Origin of the sequence: Blautia intestinihominis, assembly GCF_040096655.1 — a bacterium.
Taxonomy (GTDB): domain Bacteria; phylum Bacillota; class Clostridia; order Lachnospirales; family Lachnospiraceae; genus Blautia_A; species Blautia_A intestinihominis.
This window is the reverse complement of sequence record NZ_JBBMEI010000021.1, coordinates 1-15,943: the sequence shown is the minus strand read 5'-3', so window position 1 is coordinate 15,943 and position 15,943 is coordinate 1. Positions and strand designations below refer to the sequence as shown.

Here is a 15,943-nt window from a genome sequence, read left to right as displayed (position 1 = left end):
TACAGCATTCGTTAATACCCTCAAATGTTGAATACCCAGAAGGAGGGAACCATATAGTGTTTGATTTTAATAAACCAAAAATCGAAATTACGGAAATTTCCGAAGATAAAAAGTTTGGCAGATTCGTAGTAGAGCCTCTGGAAAGAGGATATGGTACTACACTTGGTAATTCTCTCAGAAGAATTATGCTGTCCTCCCTCCCGGGAGCAGCAGTAAGCCAGGTTAAGATCGATGGAGTTCTTCATGAATTCAGCTCTATTCCGGGCGTAAAAGAAGACGTTTCAGAGATCATCATGAATCTGAAAAGCCTTGCTATCAAAAATACCAGCACAGACAATGAGCCAAAGACCGCATATATCGAGTGTGAGGGATCTGGTGTTGTAACAGCAGCTGACATCCAGGCAGATCAGGATATCGAAATCATGAATCCAGATCAGATCATTGCTACTCTTAACGGAGGCAAGGATTGCAGACTGGCTATGGAGCTTACAATTACCCGTGGCCGTGGTTACATCGGTGCTGATAAAGCCAAAACTGACGACATGCCGATCGGCGTAATTGCAGTTGATGCAATCTACACACCGGTTGACCGTGTAAACATGGTTGTAGAGAACACCCGTGTTGGTCAGGTTACTGATTTCGATAAACTTACATTGGATGTATATACCAATGGAACACTGGATCCGGATGAGGCTGTCAGCCTCGCTGCGAAGGTACTGAGCGAACATCTGAGCCTGTTCATTGATCTTTCTGAGAATGCAAAGACTGCAGAAGTCATGATCGAGAAAGAAGACAATGAGAAAGAAAAGGTTCTGGAGATGAGCATTGATGAGCTCGAACTTTCCGTTCGTTCTTATAACTGCTTGAAGAGAGCCGGAATCAACACAGTTGAAGAACTTTGCAACAGAACTTCTGATGATATGATGAAGGTTCGTAACCTTGGTCGTAAGTCATTAGAAGAAGTACTTGCTAAACTGAAAGAACTGGGCTTACAGCTTCAGCCAACTGAAGAATAAGCACTTCTTAATAATTTGAGCGGGGATGCCTAAGCATTCATGCAGTAAGACCGAACTAGCATGTATGGATGTCCCGCAGATGGAGGAAAATAACATGGCAAAATATAGAAAATTAAGCAGAACTTCTGATCAGAGAAAAGCTCTGTTAAGAAACCAGGTAACAAACCTTCTGTACAACGGAAAAATCGTTACCACTGAAGCTAAAGCTAAAGAGATCCGCAAGATCGCTGAAAGCCTTATCGCTATGGCAGTTCGCGAGAAAGACAACTTCGAGACAGTTACTGTAACTGCAAAAGTTGCTCGTAAAGATGCTGACGGTAAGAGAGTAAAAGAAGTTGTAGACGGAAAGAAAGTAACCGTATATGACGAAGTACAGAAAGAAATTACCAAAGATGCTCCATCCAGACTGCACGCTCGTCGTCAGATGGCTAAAGTATTCTACCCGGTAAAAGAAGTTCCGACCAAAGCTGCTGGAAAGAAGAAAAACACAAAAGACATCGACATGACCAAGAAGATGTTCGAAGAGATCGCACCGAAATATGCAGATCGTAACGGTGGTTACACAAGAATCGTTAAGATCGGACCGCGTAAAGGTGACGCAGCAATGGAAGTTCTGATCGAGTTAGTATAATTTGACAGAAATCAGGAGAAGATATTCATAGCAGGATATCTTCTCTTTTTTTTATTAAAAGGAATAGATGTCCTTTTTCTATGAAAATGTGACAGGAAATGTACAGGGATTTTAAATCTGCTATGAGAAAACGTCATATTTTGCAAGAACGTCATATTTAACAGCAAAAACGTCAAAAAAATTAGGGGGGGGGTAAAAGTGAATTCAGAAATATGATATAATTGGCGTATGCAAAAGAGAAATATTTTAGAAAGAGAGAATTTAATGAAACCAATTACAATTGCTATTTGTGATGAGAATTCCAGGGATGCAGGAGTTCTTGAAGAATATGTACGAAAGTTACTTCCAGATGCTGAAATCACAAAACTTACAAAAAGTCACCAGCTGCTCAATCGTATGACCGAGAATCCAAATCAGTTTCAGCTTATTTTCATGGAGATTGAGTTTGAAGAGGAAAATGGAATATGGGTTGCACAGGAAATACGGAAAGTCAACAAAAAAGTTGGAATCATATTTATGACAAAGAGTGAGAAATATTACAGACAGGCATTTGATGTGTTTGCACTTCAGTATCTTCTTAAACCACTGACGTATGAAAAAATTGAAAAAATTTTTTATTTTCTGGATAGCAATGTGCAGAGATACAATGATAGATCTATGGAAGAGAGAAGTGTCTGTTTTCGCTATCGTTCCCGGTTTTATACGATCAGACACAGTGAGATCCAGTATATTTCAAGCAGTCTTCACACAGTAAATTTTCATATGGAAGATGGAGGAATTATCCATTGCAGAGGAAAACTCTGTGATTTTGAGGATCAGCTGAAAGGCAGTTCTTTTCTTCGCTGTCACCAGAGCTTTTTTGTCAATATGAACAAGACAATGGGAATGAAGGCTGATGGCTTTATTATGAGAGACATTGTAGTGCCTGTTTCCAGAACATATATGAAGGAAGCACAAAAACAATATCGTAATTATCTGAACGAAAAAGAACTTTTTACCAAATAAATCAGATACAGGTGTCTGCCTTTTTTTGCTAACTTTTCGAAGACAGTTGCTAAATCAGGAAAATTGTCGTAAAATCAGTAGGAACTATAAAGTTAAAATAAAAGGAACAGAACACATGAATATTAGAAGAATACTGGCAGTCTGGGCTGCCAAGGCAACTGGCTTTGCATGCAAGAAGATGGGACGCCAGGGTGTGACATGGGCAGGCAAGATCGCACTTAAGATATATCCGCCCGTACTGAAAGAACTGGCAGGGGAAGTCAAAAAAGACATTTTTGTAGTATGCGGTACCAATGGTAAGACTACGACCAACAACATGCTCTGTGCAGCATTGGAGGCAGAGGGACAGAAAGTCATCTGTAACCATACCGGCTCCAATATGCTGAATGGTGTTGTGGCGGCATTTGTACTTGGGGCAGGACTGAACGGACATATCAAGGCAGATTATGCCTGCATTGAAGTAGATGAGGCATCCACGAGATATATTTTTCCGCAGATCAAGCCGGATTATATGGTTATGACGAACCTTTTCCGCGATCAGCTTGACCGCTATGGTGAGATCGATATCACCATGAATATTCTCGAAGAAATGATCCGCAAAGTGCCAAAGATGAAACTTGTGGTAAACGGAGATGATGCATTGTCTGCTTATCTTGCAATGGACAGCGGAAATGCCTGTACGTACTACGGAATCAGCAAAGCTGTCATGAAGAGCAAGACAAATGAGATCCGGGAGGGTCGTTTCTGCAAACGCTGCGGCGAGAGATTACAGTACAGTTTTTATCATTATAGCCAGCTTGGTGATTACAAATGCCCGAAATGCGGTTTCCATAGACCGGTTCCAGAATATGATGCTTCTGATGTACAGGTAGGAGACCAGCTTTCTTTCCGTGTGGAAGATCATAAGATCACTGCAAATTACAAGGGATTTTATAACGTATACAATATTCTGGCTGCCTATGCGGGAATCCGCACGGCCGGATTTAAGGCGGAACATTTCCAGGATATGCTTAAGAAATTCAATCCGGAGAACGGTCGTATGGAACAGTTCCGTATCCAGGGAACCAGTGTGACACTGAACCTTGCAAAGAACCCGGCAGGTTTTAACCAGAATATTTCTGCCGTGATGCAGGACAGCATGCCGAAGGATGTGCTCATCGCGATCAACGACAATGCACAGGATGGAATCGATATTTCCTGGCTATGGGATGTGGATTTTGACCGCTTCCAGGAGGAGAGCATCCGCTCCATCACAGTCAGCGGTATCCGATGCCAGGATATGCGTCTTCGAATGAAATACGTAGATATTCCGACCATGCTGGAAGCTGATGTCGAGAAGGCGATCCGCAGCCGCGTGGCTGACGGAACCGGAAATCTGTATGTGCTTGTAAACTATACAGCACTGTTCAGTACCAGAAATATACTCAAGAAGCTGGAGGGAGAGCAGAAATGAAACTTACGATAGGACATTTATATCCGGATCTCCTGAATCTTTACGGGGACAGAGGCAATATCCAGTGCCTGATGAAGAGATGCCAGTGGAGAGGAATCGAGGCAGAAACCATCGCCTACGAGATCGATGACAAGATTGATTTTTCCAAACTTGATATCGTGCTTCTGGGAGGCGGTTCCGACAGGGAGCAGATGCTTGTCTGTGAGAAACTCAAGGAGATCCAGAAGGATTTCAAGGCATATGTAGAGGATAATGGAGTCGTTATCGCTATCTGCGGCGGTTATCAGCTCCTTGGAAATTACTACAAGACGGACCAGGGAACGATCAAGGGGCTGGAACTTGTAGATATGTATACAGAGCAGGAGGAGGGCCGTCTCATCAGCAACATCGTCCTTCAGAGCGACCTGTTTGAGATGCCGGTCGTCGGTTTTGAGAACCACGGTGGAAGGACATGTATCAACGATAACAAACCGCTTGGCAAAGTTCTCTATGGTTCTGGAAATGACGGTAAATCCGGTTATGAAGGTGTTGTGTACAAGAATGTGATCGGAACCTACCTCCATGGACCGCTGCTTCCGAAGAACCCGCAGCTTGCGGACTGGCTGATCCTGCACGCACTGCAGAAGAAATACGGAGAGCAGACAGAGCTTACCCCGCTTGACGACAGCCAGGAAAAAGAAGCCAACGATTATATCTGTCACAGATTCCTCAAATAGTACTTGCATTCAAAATATGGTGAGGATATAATTCAAATATAAAAGGTCACGAAGGTGCTGAGAGCCAAATGCTTTTGACACCTTCTTTTTGCAAAAGACAATCATAATCATAAAAGGGCAAACAAGGGGACAAAAATGGCGAAATCACGTAATCAGAAAGCAAAAATACTGGTTTTGGAACATCTGCTTGAGGAGACCGGGGAGAACCGTGCAGTAACTATGCAGGAGATCCTTGAGAAACTGACAGAATGTGGAGTCAATGCGGAGCGTAAAAGTATTTATGATGATTTAGACGCGCTGAGAGAGTTTGGACTGGACATAAAATATAAACGAGGAAGACCGGGCGGCTATTATCTTGCAGGTCGGAATGCAGAAGAAAAGAAGGAAACAGTGCTGAAACCTGCAGTCAGACAGAACAAAGAGAAAGTACAGCCGGTTGTTAAAGAAGTACTGGTAAAGCATTTTGTTCTGGACGAGAGCGAGATCCAGGATACAGAGAAACCTATGAAACTTCTGTGCAGGGAGACAAGAGAAAAAGAAGTTCAGGAATATTTTGGCACTCATGGAAATTACAAGACAAAAGAAGCCGGATACATATCCGTTACAGTACCACAGATATCCGGTCCGCAGTTTTTTGGATGGCTGACTGCAATGGGAAGGGACGTTACGATCGTCAAGCCAAAGAAGACAGCGGCAGCCTATAGAGACTATCTGAAACTTCTCGCAAAGGAATATAAAGGAATTTAACATGAAAAAAAAGACAGCATATCTTTTATTAGGCATTTTTCTGACAACGACTGTACTTGGCGGATGTGGCAAGAATGAGGCAACAGAAGCTGCCAGTGAAAGTGCACAGACAGAAAAAGAGGGAGCAGGAGAGGATGAACTGACAGAGACTCCGACTCCGGAAGCAAAATCAGATAAAGAAACAAATAAACAGAAATCATCAAAGGAAACAGAAACCTCAGATTCTGACAATGAGGACAAGACGGAGGAGACAACGGAAGCTTCCAGAGAGAAGATCGCCGTTCTTCTTCCAAACGAGGAGAAATGGACCAGAGATGCAGATGAGTTCAAAAGCACACTTGAGGACGATGGATATGAACCGGTGATCGAGTATGCCGAGAACGATGTTTCCAGACAGGTTTCCCAGATCCAGGAACTGACAGCAGAAGAGGTTTCTGCGTTCGTCATTGCACCGGTGGATCCTTATGGGCTCAAGAGTGTCCTTGAGAGCGTGAAGGAAGCGGAAATTCCGGTATTTTCCTACGATGATCTGATCATGGATACGAATGCAGTCAAATATTATGTCACATTTGGCGGCCGCCAGATCGGTCAGATGATCGGCAAGAAGATCATTGAGAGCGAAGAACTGGACAAGGTCCGTGAGGCAAAAGAATCCAGGACAATCGAATTTTTTATGGGATCTCTGGATGATACGCAGGCGCTGTTTCTGTATAACGGTCTGATGGAGGCGCTGCAGGAATATCTGGATGACGGAACTCTTGTATGCAAATCAGGCAAACTTTCTTTTGATGACACAGGAATCCTGAGATGGAGTAAAAACACTGCAAAATCACGTGCAGCAGAGATCCTGGAGCAGTTTTATCCAGATGGAGCGGCACCGGATATCATCTGTACAGGATTTGACGATGCAGCAGGAGCCGTGCAGGAAGCACTTCAGGAGGCTGGTGTAGTTCCGGGAACAGATATCTGGCCGATGATCACGGGAAATGGCTGCAAGGAGGATGCAGTGAAGCGTATAGCATCCGGCACACAGGCATTCAGTGTATTTATGGATTTCAGAGAACTTGCGGATCAGTGCGAGGAGATGGTAAATGTATATCTCCACGGAGAGGATGATCCGGAAGTCAATGATTACGAGCAGTATGACAATGGCGTCAAGATCATAGGAACTTATCTCTGTGAGTCGCAGATGATCGACAGGGATAACTATGAGATCCTGATCGACAATGGATATTATTCAGAGAAGGAAGTAGAGCCGGACCCGACAGAGACACCGGAGCCGGTCACACCGACTGAGGCAGCAGAGCCGACGGTGACTCCAACGGAAACACCGGAGGAAGTTTCCCCGACACCAGCTGAGACAGAAACACCAACTCCAACGGAAAAGGCGGAGCCGACAAAGAAGCCGACTTCTACGCCGAAGCCAACCGCTACGGAGACACCAACACCGACCGAAAAGGCAAAGAAATAATAAGTAAAGATACAAAAATACAGCCGGAACAGAGCATTAAGACTTTGTTCCGGCTGTTGTTTTGTGCGCTTTGCGATAAATTTTACTGTGGACGGTAAAAAATTACTCGCGGAATGTCAGAGAATCATCAGTCATAGAGTCAACGATCGCAAGAGATTCCAGACGAACACCCATGTCACGGATCTTCTGTCCGCCGTTCTGGAAACCTTTCTCAATCACGATTCCGGCACCTTCAAGGGTAGCTCCGGATTCTTTGACGATCTCGATCAGGCCGAGCAGTGCACATCCGTTGGCAAGGAAATCATCGATCAGGAGAACATGGTCTTCCGGTCCGAGAAATTTCTTGGATAAGATCACGTCATAAACTTTCTTGTGGGTGAAAGATTCTACCTTGGAACAGTACATCTCACCATCCAGATTCAGGCTCTGTGCCTTCTTGGCAAAAACTACAGGCACATCAAAATACTGTGCTGCGATACAGGCAATTCCGATTCCAGATGCTTCGATCGTAAGGATCTTGGTAATCGGGCAGTCAGCAAAACGTCTCTTGAATTCTTTGCCGATCTCATTGATCAGAGTAATGTCCATCTGGTGATTCAAAAAACTGTCTACTTTCAAAATATTTCCTGGTTTCACGATTCCATCTTTCAGTATACGGTCTTTTAAAAGCTGCATGTTATATCTCCTTTGACTAAAATTCTCGTTTTTGTAAAATTATATTTATGATACTCTATTCTTCGCAGAAGTTCAATTCTTTTCGACAAATTTTTTATAAAGATACAAAAAATCTTGTGTGCGACGAAAAAACGTTTCGGGCAGATCTTACTTTCCTGCATGGTTTGCAAAAAAAGGTAAGGTCTGGTACAATGAAACCAGTGTGAAAATTGAGACAAATCATGCAGATACAGGAGGTTAAGATCATGGAACAGAAATATACAGTAGATGCAAGAGGAGAACAGTGCCCGATCCCGGTCGTAAAGACAAAGAAAGTCCTGGACGGCATCCAGGGAGATGCAGAGATCACTGTGCTCGTAGATAATGAAACAGCAGTACAGAACCTTACCAGAATGGGAAAACATGCAGGTGCAGAAGTACTTTCCGAGAAAAAATCCGACCAGGAATTCCAGGTCATCATCCGTGTGAAAGACCAGAAGCCGTCAGAAACCCAGGAGGAAACCGTAGAGTGCATCCCAGATGTCAGGGGAGATTTCGTGATCGCAGTTGATACAGCAATCATGGGACGCGGAAACGATGAACTCGGCAAAGTCCTGATGAAAGGCTTTATTTTCGCAGTGACACAGCTTGAGAAACTTCCAAAGACCATGCTTTTTTATAATGGTGGTGCAACACTGACCACAGAAGGCTCTGATTCTCTCGAAGATCTCAAGAGCCTGGAAGCGCAGGGCGTGGAGATCAAAACCTGCGGTACCTGCCTGAATTACTATGGCCTGACAGACAAACTTCAGGTCGGAGAAGTCACAAACATGTATGACATCGTAGAGACTCTTGCAAAAGCAGCCAAAGTCGTAAAACCATGATCCAGAAGATTCCAAGATATCTGCTGACTTTTTACAGCACCAGCGGTGCCATGGCGGTGGAGAGATACTGCAAGGAGAACGGGATCGTCGGAAGACTGATCCCGGTCCCGAGGGAGATCTCGGCAAGCTGTGGGCTTTCCTGGGCAGTGCCACTTGAACAGAAGGATGAGCTTGGTGTGATCGAGGCAGAGTTTGCAGATGAGATCGAGGGAAAGTGGAGTCTGGATATATGACTTTCAGAGAGGACAGAGACCATGAAAGAATATGAAGTAATCTGGGAGATCTTTAATAAATGCCCGAGAAACCAGATGCGGGATGTCTTTGTGGAGGAAGTGGAGATTGCAGACCCGGAAGAATATGTCAAAAAGAAATTCCAGGGCAAAGATGTCTCCTATGACAAGACTATCCTTGCAGATGGAACGATCGTCTTTGATATTGTAACATCGCAGATAAAACAGAGATGTTCCTTTACAGAGATTTAGGCAGTGTGGTATAATATAATTTCAAGGCTGCGGGTATTACTATAGAAGCAGCCCGTAAGACAGTACTGATAATTTGATACCTGAGAGGAGCACTGACATGAGTGAAGCAAAGGAAACCCATGTACATGTACTGGAAGATGGAACTACAATAGAACATTCTCATGGAGAACACGGTCATCATCACAGCCATGCCCAGACCAAGGCGGTTCTGAACCGGCTTTCCAGGGCGATCGGACATCTGGAATCGATCAAGCGTATGGTGGAGGACGGCAGAGACTGTTCTGAGGTGCTGATCCAGCTTTCGGCGGTCAAATCAGCCATCAACAATACAGGTAAGATCATCCTTCAGGATCATATTGAGCACTGTATCGTGGATGCGGTAGAGCACGGAGACAAGGATGCCATCAAGGAGCTGGAACGTGCGATCGACCGGTTTATGAAATAAAATACAGGTCATGCGGCCCGGGAGACAGGACTGTAAGGACCGGAAAATAAAGGAGAAACAAGAAATGGCAGAATGCAGTAACAGCGGATCATGCGGCAAATCAAGCTGCGAAGGATGCGCAAGCAAAGGACAGAGCAATCCGCAGAATTTTATGGCGGAACAGAACATCTTTTCAGATGTAAAACACGTCATCGGTGTTGTCAGCGGCAAGGGCGGCGTAGGTAAATCCTTCGTGACAGGATCCCTCGCAAACGCAATGGCAGCCAAGGGCTACAAGGTAGGTATCCTGGATGCGGACATCACAGGACCATCTATCCCGAAGATGTACGGACTGACAGGAGCAGCACAGGCAGACGACAACGGAATCTATCCGATGGAGACAGCAAATGGGATCAAGGTTATGTCCATCAACCTTCTTCTTCCGACAGAGGACACTCCGGTTATCTGGAGAGGTCCGGTCCTTGCAAATATGGTAAAACAGTTCTGGACAGATGTAGTATGGGATCAGATCGACTATCTCTTCGTAGATATGCCGCCAGGAACCGGCGATGTACCGCTTACTGCATTCCAGTCTCTTCCGATCGATGGAATCGTGATCGTAAGTTCTCCGCAGGATCTTGTCAAGATGATCGTCAAGAAAGCTTACAACATGGCAGAGATGATGAAGATTCCGGTACTTGGAATCGTAGAGAACTACAGCTATGTCAAATGTCCGGACTGCGGAACTCCGATCAAGATCTTTGGTGAGAGCCATATTGACGAGATCGCAGCAGAACTGAATGTACCGGTATTAGGCAAGATGCCGATCGACATGGCATATGCATCCAAGGCAGACAGCGGTGCTTTCGATCAGATCAACAACGAATATATCACAAAAGCAGTAGAGGTTATGCCACAGTAAATTCAGGGAGCTCCCGTCAGGGGGCTCTTTTTTTCAGAACATTTCCAGGAATCGTTCTGCCGCCTGGGACACGGGCAGGTTATCGTGCTGGACAAGGATCAGCTGGCGGGACGGAAGCTGTTCTGTAAGAGGGATTGGTTTGAGAGAATCTTCTGGATCCAGCATATAATCAGGAACACACGCGATGCCAAGACCGATCCTTGCGAGATCCATCAGGAGGTCATTACTGTTGAGCTCGACTTCCGGCAGCAGTTTCAGATCATGCGCGGCAAAGGTATGATAGAGATATTCACTGGTCGTGCTCTTGGAAGAAAGCATCAGGATCGGATATTCCAGAAGCTCTTTCAGCGAGCAGGGCAGATGCTTGAAGGCAAAACAGTCCGGGTCACCTACGAACACATCGTGGAAATCTTTTAATACTTTGACTTTCATATGGTTTCCGAGGCGGGAGTTTGGTGAGTTGCACACGATCAGGTTGACCTGTCCTTTTTCCAGAAGTTCGACACAGCCGATCGAAGTGCTGTTGGTGACTTTGATCCGGACATCCGGGTAAGACTGGTGGAACCTGCGGAAATATTCGATCAGGAAATAACGGCAGATCGTGTCACTGGCACCGATACGGAGCTGTCCTTTGAGCATGTTGTCGCCCGAGAGCAGGGCTTCCCCTTCATCAAGCATCAGAAGGGCGGGCTTGACGTGCTCCAGAAGAAGTTCTCCTTCCGGCGTGAGGAGGACTTTTTTTGTACTGCGGATAAAGAGCGTGTGGCCGAGTTTTTTTTCCAGGGTCTTGATCGACTGGCTGACGGCAGACTGAGAGATAAAAAGCTGGCGGGATGCCTCTGAGAAACTTAAAGTCGTAGCTACATAATAGAAAACTTTGTATAATTCGAGATTGATGTCCATAAGAAACCTCCATTTACTAATTAGTATATCTAATAAAAAATATAAGATATATTAATTTTACTAATGATATTTGTTATGATACTATATATTTTGTAAAATAACAACTATTCTATCCCAAAAAACAACCAGAGTTACTGCTCACGGGAATGCCTGTGAACAGTAACTACCAAAACCAATGATTACTATCTGAAAGGAGTTTCTAATGAGTAACGTAAGACGCGTTTATGTAGAAAAGAAACCAGCCTATGCTGTACAGGCAAAAGAATTAAAGCATGAGATCAGTAGCTATCTCGGAATCAAATCCGCAACGAATGTAAGAGTGCTGATCCGTTATGATGTAGAAAATATTTCAGATGAAGTTTTTGAAAAAGCATGCAGAACCGTATTTGCAGAGCCGCCGGTTGACGACTTGTATCTTGAGAAATTTGAAGCCGCAGAAGGCGCGAAGATCTTTTCTGTAGAATATCTTCCGGGACAGTTCGACCAGAGAGCAGATTCCGCTGTACAGTGTGTGCAGTTCCTCGATGGAGATGCACAGCCGATCATCCGCTCTGCAACGACTTATGTAATAGAAGGAAATGTAACAGACGAAGAATTTGATGCCATCAAACATCACTGCATCAACCCGGTAGACTCCCGTGAGACAGGACTTGAGAAACCGGAAACACTGGTTACCGTATTCCCGGAACCAGAGGATGTCAAGATCTTTGACGGTTTCAAGGATATGCCGGAAGCAGACCTCAAAGCACTGTATGATTCTCTGAATCTTGCAATGACCTTCAAGGATTTCCAGCACATTCAGAATTATTTTAACAACGAAGAAAAACGTGATCCGTCCATGACCGAGATCCGTGTACTGGATACCTATTGGTCTGATCACTGCCGTCATACCACATTCTCCACAGAACTTACCGATGTGAAGTTTGATGAGGGCGATTACAAAGAACCGATCGTAAAGACTTATGAGAAATATCTTGCTGACAGAGAAGTTCTCTACAAAGGCCGTGACGACAAATTTGTCTGCCTGATGGATCTTGCCCTGATGGCAATGAAGAAACTGAAATCCGAGGGCAAACTTGCTGACCAGGAAGAATCCGATGAGATCAATGCCTGCAGCATCGTTGTACCGGTAGATGTAGACGGCAAGGAAGAAGAGTGGCTCATCAACTTCAAGAATGAGACACACAACCATCCGACAGAGATCGAGCCGTTTGGTGGTGCTGCTACCTGCCTCGGCGGTGCGATCCGTGACCCGCTTTCCGGACGTACTTATGTATATCAGGCAATGCGTGTGACAGGTGCTGCTGACCCGACTGTATCTGTGAAGGAAACCCTCAAGGGCAAACTTCCTCAGAAGAAACTTGTCAGAAGTGCAGCTCACGGCTACAGCTCCTATGGCAACCAGATTGGTCTGGCTACCGGTTATGTCAAAGAAGTCTATCATCCGGACTACGTTGCAAAACGTATGGAGATCGGTGCTGTTATGGGTGCAGCTCCGAGACGCGCGGTCATCCGTGAGAACTCTGATCCGGGCGATATCATCATCCTTCTCGGAGGACGTACCGGACGTGACGGTATCGGCGGTGCTACCGGTTCCTCCAAAGTACATACAGAGGCATCCATCGAAGTCTGCGGTGCAGAAGTCCAGAAAGGTAATGCGCCGACAGAGCGTAAGATCCAGCGTATGTTCAGACGCGAGGAAGTCAGCCACATCATCAAGAAATGTAATGACTTCGGTGCCGGCGGTGTATCTGTTGCCATCGGTGAACTTGCAGACGGACTTCGCGTAGACCTCGACAAAGTTCCGAAGAAATATGCCGGCCTTGACGGAACAGAGATCGCAATCTCTGAATCCCAGGAGCGTATGGCAGTTGTTGTAGATTCGAAAGACGTAGATACCTTCCTTGGCTATGCAAACGAAGAAAACCTGGAAGCGATCCCGGTTGCAGTCGTTACAGAGGATCCTCGTCTTGTCCTTACCTGGAGAGGCAAGGAGATCGTAAATATTTCCCGTGCTTTCCTTGATACCAACGGTGCACATCAGGAAACAACCGTAGAAGTTGAGATCCCGAACAAAGAGGGCAACCTTTTTGAAGACCGCCCGGATGTAGCAGATGTCAAGGCAAAATGGCTCGAGACACTTGCTGACCTCAATGTATGCTCACAGAAAGGCCTCGTTGAGATGTTCGACGGTTCTATCGGAGCCGGAAGCGTATTTATGCCATACGGCGGTCAGTATCAGCTTACCGAGACACAGAGCATGGTAGCAAAAGTTCCGGTACAGAATGGCAAGACCGATACTGTAACGATGATGAGCTATGGATTTGACCCGTATCTGTCCTCTTGGAGCCCATATCATGGAGCTGCCTACGCAGTGACAGAATCTGTTGCAAGAATCGTTGCAACAGGTGGTGACTACAAGAAGATCCGCTTCACCTTCCAGGAATACTTCCGCCGCATGACCGAAGATCCTAAGAGATGGAGCCAGCCGTTCTCCGCACTTCTTGGTGCATATGCGGCACAGATGGGATTCGGACTTCCGTCCATCGGAGGTAAGGACAGTATGTCCGGTACTTTCAACGAGATCGACGTACCTCCGACACTCGTTTCCTTTGCAGTAGATGTAGCGAAGATCCAGGATGTCATCACTCCTGAACTTAAAAAAGCAGGAAACAAACTGGTATGGCTCCGTGCACCACACGATCAGTACGATCTGCCGGATTACGCAGGAATCATGGATCAGTATGAAAAACTTCACAATGATATCCAGAGCGGCAAAGTCGTTTCCGCTTATGCACTGGATCGTCATGGTATTGCAGCAGCCGTTTCCAAGATGGCATTCGGTAACGCACTTGGCGTAAAGATCGAGCACAATCTGGATCCAAGAGATTTCTTCGCTCCGGGATTTGGCGATATCATCATGGAAGTTCCGGCAGACAAAGTCGGCAAGCTTTCCATCACTTACACACTGATCGGTGAAGTTACTGACGACGGTAAATTCTCTTATGGAAATACCGTGATCACAGAGGCAGAAGCTGTAGAAGCATGGAAAGGAACTCTAGAAAGAGTCTTCAAGACCGTTTCCGGTGAAGCAAATGAAAAACCTGCCAAAGATGATCTGTACCATGCAGAAAACATCTATGTATGCAGACACAAAGTTGCAAAACCGCGTGTATTCATTCCGGTGTTCCCGGGAACCAACTGTGAATATGACAGCACCCGTGCATTTGAGAGAGCAGGCGCAGAAGTTGATGTCAAAGTCTTCAAGAACCTGACAGCAGAAGATATCCATGATTCTGTAGAACTCTTTGAGAAAGCGATCAACGAAGCACAGATCATCATGTTCCCTGGTGGATTCTCCGCAGGTGATGAACCGGATGGTTCTGCGAAATTCTTTGCAACTGCATTCCAGAATGCAAAGATCAAAGAGGCTGTTATGAAACTTGTAAATGAGAGAGACGGTCTTGCACTTGGTATCTGCAATGGTTTCCAGGCGCTCATCAAACTTGGTCTTGTACCATACGGTGAGATCTGCGGACAGAAAGAAGATTCTCCGACACTGACCTTCAACACCATTGGACGCCATATCTCCAAGATGGTCTACACCAAAGTTGTCAGCAACAAGTCTCCATGGCTTCAGAAAGCGCAGCTTGGCGGTGTATACTGCAACCCGGCATCCCACGGGGAAGGACGTTTTGTTGCCAATGATGAATGGCTCGCAAAACTCTTCGCAAACGGACAGGTTGCAACTCAGTATGTAACTCCGGCCGGAGAATTGAGCGCAGATGAAGAATGGAACGTAAACGGTTCCTACATGAACATCGAAGGTATCACAAGCCCTGACGGACGTATCCTCGGTAAGATGGCACACAGTGAACGTCGCGGTGACGGTGTGGCTGTCAACATCTACGGCGAGCAGGATATCAAGATCTTTGAGTCCGGTGTAGAGTACTTCAAATAAATAATATATGACAGTTTTGAGCCCTCGCTTATACGGCGGGGGCTTATTTTGTCTTGACGAAACTGGAAATTTTCGGTATCGTATTATCAGAATGAAAAATGTTTCATAGAAAATCGAGACAGCAAATGTGGCTCCTGAAACACGGATGAAGATCGAACAGGCGATGAAAGAACTGAACTATATTTCGAACGAACTGGCAAGGAGCATGTTCAAGCAGAAGGCGGGGATCGTGGCGATGTTGGTTCCGGATATCCGTCATCCGTATTTTTCCTCGCTTGCGAGACATATCGAAGATGAACTATACAAAAACGACTGCAAACTGATGCTGTGCAGTACCGGTGATGACCCGGAGAGAGAAAAAGAATATATGAAGATCCTCTGCTCCAATATCGTGGACGGTGTGATCATGGGTGTCAATAATCAGAAACGCAATAACTACAGCGAAACCAGCCAGAAATCCCTGAATCCTTACCAGGCAGTCATGGTACGCCGCAGATAAAATTATATGATAGATATACAGAAAAGGCAGATTATGTCGATTCCTCTGGAATTGATGTGATCTGCCTTTTTTGCCTGACGTATTAGGGGATGTTGGTGGTTACTATTCACATGTAGTATCCCGCGAGGCGTTTTGCCATGAATATGGCAAAATCCCGAGACATACAGGGCAAAAT

Annotated in this window: 16 protein-coding genes; 14 read left to right on the top strand and 2 right to left on the bottom strand. The window is 45.4% G+C overall.

Annotated elements, in window-relative coordinates:
- Positions 1–56 precede the first annotated feature (56 nt).
- The 7 genes from WMO75_RS08095 (at position 57) to WMO75_RS08065 (ending at position 7,039) form a co-directional block, all read left to right on the top strand.
- Positions 57–1,016, top strand: coding sequence for a DNA-directed RNA polymerase subunit alpha (locus WMO75_RS08095; protein WP_022214841.1), 960 nt, complete (start codon positions 57–59; stop codon positions 1,014–1,016).
- A 94-nt stretch (positions 1,017–1,110) separates the two neighbouring features.
- Complete coding sequence (locus WMO75_RS08090; RefSeq protein WP_022214840.1) at positions 1,111–1,647, top strand: bL17 family ribosomal protein; 537 nt, start codon at positions 1,111–1,113, stop codon at positions 1,645–1,647.
- A gap of 264 nt (positions 1,648–1,911) precedes the next feature.
- On the top strand, positions 1,912–2,652 hold the full coding sequence (locus tag WMO75_RS08085) for a LytR/AlgR family response regulator transcription factor (RefSeq protein ID WP_158583608.1): 741 nt from the start codon (positions 1,912–1,914) through the stop codon (positions 2,650–2,652).
- A gap of 115 nt (positions 2,653–2,767) precedes the next feature.
- Positions 2,768–4,105, top strand: coding sequence for a MurT ligase domain-containing protein (locus WMO75_RS08080; protein WP_118252528.1), 1,338 nt, complete (start codon positions 2,768–2,770; stop codon positions 4,103–4,105).
- The gene (locus tag WMO75_RS08075) at positions 4,102–4,821 is read left to right on the top strand and encodes a type 1 glutamine amidotransferase (RefSeq protein ID WP_022214837.1); all 720 of its coding nucleotides are present in this window, start codon (positions 4,102–4,104) and stop codon (positions 4,819–4,821) included. Before WMO75_RS08080 ends, WMO75_RS08075 begins: the two co-directional genes overlap by 4 nt.
- A gap of 135 nt (positions 4,822–4,956) precedes the next feature.
- A complete protein-coding gene (locus WMO75_RS08070) occupies positions 4,957–5,568 on the top strand; it encodes a WYL domain-containing protein (protein WP_118698084.1) in 612 nt (203 codons plus the stop codon).
- A gap of 1 nt (position 5,569) precedes the next feature.
- Positions 5,570–7,039, top strand: coding sequence for a substrate-binding domain-containing protein (locus WMO75_RS08065; protein ID WP_349077901.1), 1,470 nt, complete (start codon positions 5,570–5,572; stop codon positions 7,037–7,039).
- A gap of 102 nt (positions 7,040–7,141) precedes the next feature.
- On the opposite strand, the gene WMO75_RS08060 is transcribed toward WMO75_RS08065, so the two are convergent.
- Positions 7,142–7,714 (bottom strand): xanthine phosphoribosyltransferase, encoded by a 573-nt coding sequence (locus tag WMO75_RS08060; protein WP_022214834.1) that lies wholly within the window; start codon positions 7,712–7,714, stop codon positions 7,142–7,144.
- A 245-nt stretch (positions 7,715–7,959) separates the two neighbouring features.
- Here WMO75_RS08060 and yedF point away from each other — a divergent pair, with 245 nt between their 5' ends.
- From yedF to WMO75_RS08035, 5 genes are all read left to right on the top strand, one after another.
- The gene (yedF, locus tag WMO75_RS08055; RefSeq protein WP_227222000.1) at positions 7,960–8,577 is read left to right on the top strand and encodes a sulfurtransferase-like selenium metabolism protein YedF; all 618 of its coding nucleotides are present in this window, start codon (positions 7,960–7,962) and stop codon (positions 8,575–8,577) included.
- Positions 8,574–8,810, top strand: a complete 237-nt coding sequence (locus WMO75_RS08050) for a putative Se/S carrier protein (protein WP_349077900.1) — start codon at positions 8,574–8,576, stop codon at positions 8,808–8,810. The genes yedF and WMO75_RS08050 overlap by 4 nt, the downstream gene beginning before the upstream one ends.
- Before the next feature lie 21 nt (positions 8,811–8,831).
- On the top strand, positions 8,832–9,059 hold the full coding sequence (locus WMO75_RS08045; RefSeq protein ID WP_022214831.1) for a hypothetical protein: 228 nt from the start codon (positions 8,832–8,834) through the stop codon (positions 9,057–9,059).
- Between the two features lie 97 nt (positions 9,060–9,156).
- A complete protein-coding gene (locus WMO75_RS08040) occupies positions 9,157–9,504 on the top strand; it encodes a metal-sensing transcriptional repressor (RefSeq protein ID WP_022214830.1) in 348 nt (115 codons plus the stop codon).
- Between the two features lie 64 nt (positions 9,505–9,568).
- A complete protein-coding gene (locus WMO75_RS08035) occupies positions 9,569–10,405 on the top strand; it encodes an Mrp/NBP35 family ATP-binding protein (protein WP_118251714.1) in 837 nt (278 codons plus the stop codon).
- Positions 10,406–10,438: 33 nt separating this feature from the next.
- Here the strand turns inward: WMO75_RS08035 and WMO75_RS08030 are convergent, their stop codons facing one another.
- Positions 10,439–11,308, bottom strand: coding sequence for a LysR family transcriptional regulator (locus tag WMO75_RS08030; RefSeq protein WP_022214828.1), 870 nt, complete (start codon positions 11,306–11,308; stop codon positions 10,439–10,441).
- Positions 11,309–11,510: 202 nt separating this feature from the next.
- On the opposite strand from WMO75_RS08030, the gene WMO75_RS08025 reads away from it, so the two are divergent.
- The gene (locus tag WMO75_RS08025) at positions 11,511–15,269 is read left to right on the top strand and encodes a phosphoribosylformylglycinamidine synthase (RefSeq protein ID WP_349077899.1); all 3,759 of its coding nucleotides are present in this window, start codon (positions 11,511–11,513) and stop codon (positions 15,267–15,269) included.
- A 127-nt stretch (positions 15,270–15,396) separates the two neighbouring features.
- On the top strand, positions 15,397–15,768 hold the full coding sequence (locus WMO75_RS08020; protein WP_349077898.1) for a LacI family DNA-binding transcriptional regulator: 372 nt from the start codon (positions 15,397–15,399) through the stop codon (positions 15,766–15,768).
- Positions 15,769–15,943 lie beyond the last annotated feature (175 nt).